Source organism: Planktothrix sp. FACHB-1355 (assembly GCF_014748295.1).
GTDB classification, from domain to species: domain Bacteria; phylum Cyanobacteriota; class Cyanobacteriia; order Cyanobacteriales; family Aerosakkonemataceae; genus Aerosakkonema; species Aerosakkonema funiforme_A.
On record NZ_JACJUP010000492.1, the window covers coordinates 1 to 4615 of the forward strand.

A 4615-nucleotide genomic window follows, 5' to 3' on the forward strand; every position below is an offset into this window, starting at 1 on the left:
GGGAACGATATGGCATTTAGTTCCACCAATTCGTTTGGTAGCTGATGGAATGACAATTATTAACTCATTTGCCGATTCAATCGATTGGGATGTTATAGTGGCTGATGCGGAAAAGTATCGATTTATTTTGCCTTTACAAAAGATGGTAGCGATATTGTCTGAGTTACTATTAGCACCTATTCCCGGCGAAATTATCAAAAAAGTTCGAGATTTGAAACCTTCAGCTTTTGAACTTATGGAGGAGCGAGTAAGCGCCGGGGAACCGCTGCCTGTCATCAAAACTTTCATCATCAGATATTCTCAATATTTGAAGTCAGTTCAAAGTAGTGGGTTGAAATTTAAGATTATGGGTTTTCCCAAATATTTACAAGAGGTCTGGGGGTTGGACAATTTATGGTCGGTTCCATTCCAAGTTACTCTTAAAGGTATGAAAAGGATACGAAACGATATTTTCAAGTAAACTTAACATAAGCAAGGACTTATAGACGAAAATCTTTCTATAATTACAATACCTTCGCCGTTTCTGAGTAGGTTGGGTTGAGTGAAGCGAAGCCCAATCTACCAATCAAGGCATTTTTAATTTTCACGAAGGTATTGTTCGAGAAACCCGGTTTCTGGGAGTTCAGTTTATTTACGCCCACCTACTTGCTAAAGGCAAACACAAATTCACAGTTTAGTCAAGTAGATACAACAAAGATAACTGGGGTAAAATTGCAGGAAAAATTACGGTATGCTGATAAAGTATTGGTGATTTTAGATACCATTTTTCTGAGGCAAGCAAATCACCTCAGTAGATGCAATTGACACTCTCTCTCCAAGCTAGGCTCTAGCCCCTAAGCCCTAGCCCCTAGCCCCGACGCCCTAACCCCTAGCTATATTTTGTGTTCCCAAAGATGAAACGGCGAAAGTTTTTTGGCAAAGCAGCGATCGCGGCTTGTAGCAAGACGACCGCGACTACCGGTGCAACCAACGCCCTACCAACCATAAGATGGCGAATGGCCACGAGTGGGCCTAAATCCCTGGAAACAATCTACGGAGGCGCAAACAGCGTTTGCAAGCGCATCCGCGAAATGACAAACGCGCCTTTCAGCATCACCCCTTTTGCAGCCGGCGAAATTGTCTCCGGACTACAGGTTCTTTGCAAATTTTGCTATAGGCAGCAATTCCTATTGACATTCTGCCCGCTTAACCTTGTGGTGTAACGAGCAAGTCTGCAAAGGGGTTATTCTGGGATTTATGCCTGCCCCAGCAGTCAGCCAGCGAGCTAACGTTACAAAAATTATTGTAATATTTGATTAGGCCGAATTCTGATTTGGAGGTTAGCAGTAATTTTGCTAGAAAACAGCAGTAAACATTCTCGCAATAAAGTCTCTTGGCAAAAGCGCTTACAGTATAATTTCGACAACTTTATGTCGAAAGGAGGATTCTCAGTCTTTCTGGCCTTATTGTCAGTATTTTTTGCCGCTTTTGCTCTAATGACAGCAGCGCGTTACGCTGCCGATCAATTTTTTCCCAATAAAGATGCAGAATATTCTCCGGATTTATCCTGGGAAGTTTTTGTTCAACTGATCGGTCTAAGAGATGCTGGAGACGATGCCAATCTTGCTGCTAAGTTTGTGGGAGTCATTACCATTCTCATAGGTTTAGTGTTATTTTCCAGCTTGGTGGCTTTCATTACTCAACAATTTGAATACAGACTCCAGTTGCTGCGTAAGGGCAAAAGCATCGTAGTTGAAGAAAATCATACCTTGATTTTGGGATTCAGCGATCGCATCGCAGATATTATTAAAGAATTAGTGGTGGGTAACGAATCAGAACCAGACGCAGCAGTTGTGATTCTGTCCGAGAAAGATAAGGAGAATATGGATGATTTTATTCGCAATAACATCACAGAACTAAAAACAACGCGAGTAGTTACTCGTAATGGTGCAATCACCAGTTTAAATAATCTTAAAAAAGTAGGAGTAGAAGTAGCTAAATCGGTTGTGATATTAAACGATGCTAAACCATCAGATACAGAGCAATTTAAAATTTTATCAGATGCGCGGGTGGTTAAGGCTATCCTGGCAGTTGTGGCTGCTAATGGAGAAGAAAACTTGCCACAAATTGTCGTGGAATTACACTCGGAAAAATATCGACGCCTAGCTGAAAACATCGCTACAAAATCAGTCACTACTCTTAATGAAGCAGATATTTTAGCTCGGATATTAGTGCAAACTTCCCGGAGTGTAGGACTGGCAACAGTATATTTAAACTTAGTAGGTTTTGAAGGCAACGAATTCTATTTCTATCGTCACGATTCAATTTGGCCGAAAATAACCTTTACAGAATTGCCATTTCATTTCCGGAATGGGATACCAATTGGCGTGCGTCACGCAGATGGCAACTTGATACTAAAACCGAGCAAAGATTATAAGTTAGCAGAAGATGATGAAGTTATCATACTGGCAGAAGATGACTCAACTATCCAGTTTTATCCAGAACCTGTAGTGCAGCCTCAAGATCTCGGCTATGCCAATTACTGGACAACACTAGAACGAAAATCTGAAAAGTATCTTATTATCGGTTGGAACAGCAAAACTTCGATCGCTCTTAAAGAATATGCGGAATATGTACTCGAACATTCGCACGTTAATCTCATAGTAGAGGATTTAACGAACGATATTAAAACAGAATTTGAGATTCTTGCGAAGAATTACCCCCACATCAAAATGGAAGTGCTGCGAATAAATTTGGATTCTATAGAGGATCTGAAGCAGTTAAAACCCTATGAATATCACACCATATCCATTTTGGCTGGAAGTGGCGAGAATATCGAGGAAATTGATGCGAAGACGCTCGCCATATTGTTGGAAATCCGACAAATTTTTAAAGAATATATGGCTGAAACTGGAAACAAAGTCACTACCAATTTGATTGCCGAAATTATTGACTCAGAAAATACTGACCTGGTAATCCAAGCAGGTGTGAAAGACTTTCTTCTCACCAATCAATTTGTCTCTAAAATCTTAGCGCAGGTATCCCAGGAACCTGATGTGATGTCAATCTATCAGGATTTGTTTTCCGCAGATGGTAGCGAACTTTATATCAAGCCAGCATCGCTTTACTTCCCAGTCCAAAAGCTCGGTAGACTAACGTTTGCTGACTGCGTACTGGCGGCACAACATCGAGACGAAGTTTGTATTGGCGTTAGAATTGCTGCTCAAGCCCAGGATAAAGATAAGAATTTCGGTATCTATTTAGTACCGAGTATGGATAGGCTGCTTTATCTGACTATCAATGATTCGCTGATTACTTTGGCTGACGATCAAAGCTGAGGAAATTAGGGGGCTGGGAGTTAGGGAAGAGGGAGAGGGAAGAGGGAAAAGGGAAAAGGGAAAAGGGAAAAGATTAATTCTCTCACCCCCCCGCTCCCCCACTCACCTGTGAAATCTCTCCCTTCTCTCTGAGCGATCGAGTGTAAAGAATATCATCAACGATCTTTGTTAAATTAACTAGAAAATCACAAAAGCAATTACCTGCTGAAATCAAAATGCTGGGTTTGAGTCGTTACCAATGGACTGTACTGTTTGCAGCGTGGCTGGGTTGGGGTTTCGATTTGTTTGACTTCATCCTATTTAATTACGTTGCTCCCAATTGCGTGCCAACTTTGTTAAATTTGACTATTGGTTCGCCGGAAGCCAAAGCAGCAACGTTTTACTGGACTGGAGTGATGACTTCGGTTTTGCTGTTAGGTTGGGCAATTGGTGGGGTGATGTTCGGAAAATTGGCCGATCGCATCGGTCGCACTAAAACGCTGCTGCTGACGATACTTATCTATTCTTTAGGAACGGCTAGCTGCGCTTTCGCCCCGAATATCTGGATTTTGATGCTTTGCCGATTTCTCGCTAGCTTGGGAATTGGCGGAGAATGGGCTGCTGGAGTGACAATGGTGGCGGAAGTAATGCCGGAAAAACGGCGGGTAGAAGCGGCTGCTTTATTGTGTACCGCTGCGCCAGCAGGACACTTTTTGGCAACTTGCGTTAATTTCGCGATCGCTGGGATGTTATTGCCGCAAAGCCCTGAAGTTTCTTGGCGCTATATATTTATGTGCGGTTTGATTCCGGCTGTGGTGGCGGCGATCGTGCGTTTATTTGTTAAAGAACCGGAAGTTTGGCTCAAAAATGCCGGAAAAATCGCTCCTCCCCGGATTCGCGAACTTTTCAACCCCGAAAATCTGCCTGCAACGATTAGCGGCTTGCTTTTGGCAATTACTGCGATCGTAACTGGTTCGATTTGCGGTTCTTTTATTCCAGTTGTTGCTGCTGGATTGGCTCAGTCGGTAGCTTTAGAAAGGAGTTTGGATGCAACGGCTACGCAAGTGCTGATCGAACAATGGAAAACGATCGCTAGCAATTGTCTTACTCTGGGCTCTTTGATCGGCACGCTTTTGACAGCTGTTGTTGCCAAATTATTAGGGCGCAAGATAATGTTTTCTCTCTACTTCTTTCTTTCTTCAGCTGCCATTTTAATTATCTTTGGGCTTTCAATACCTCCGGAAGTACAACTTTATCTCTTCTTTTTCATCGGTCTGAGTGTTTTTGGCATTTTTGGCAGTTTCAGCTATTATTTACCG

Annotated in this window: 4 protein-coding genes; all 4 read left to right on the forward strand. The window is 42.4% G+C overall.

Features of this window, described 5'->3' with window-relative positions; genetic code table 11:
• Positions 1-460: hypothetical protein (locus tag H6S82_RS19080; RefSeq protein WP_191056561.1), on the forward strand; the 460-nt coding region annotated here is incomplete at its 5' end.
• Between the two features lie 433 nt (positions 461-893).
• Positions 894-1202 carry a hypothetical protein gene (locus H6S82_RS19085; protein ID WP_190466423.1) on the forward strand — a complete coding sequence of 103 codons (309 nt, stop codon included), beginning with the start codon at positions 894-896 and terminating at the stop codon, positions 1200-1202.
• A gap of 273 nt (positions 1203-1475) precedes the next feature.
• The gene (locus tag H6S82_RS19090; RefSeq protein WP_199317917.1) at positions 1476-3317 is read left to right on the forward strand and encodes a hypothetical protein; all 1842 of its coding nucleotides are present in this window, start codon (positions 1476-1478) and stop codon (positions 3315-3317) included.
• Between the two features lie 215 nt (positions 3318-3532).
• On the forward strand, positions 3533-4615 hold a 1083-nt coding region (locus tag H6S82_RS19095), incomplete at its 3' end, for an MFS transporter (protein ID WP_191056562.1).

Excerpts from the sequence above, each read along its gene's own strand:
- H6S82_RS19085 (WP_190466423.1), top strand. The coding sequence starts at position 894 with ATGAAACGGCGAAAGTTTTTTGGCAAAGCAGCGATCGCGGCTTGTAGC.
- H6S82_RS19090 (WP_199317917.1), top strand. The coding sequence starts at position 1,476 with ATGACAGCAGCGCGTTACGCTGCCGATCAATTTTTTCCCAATAAAGAT.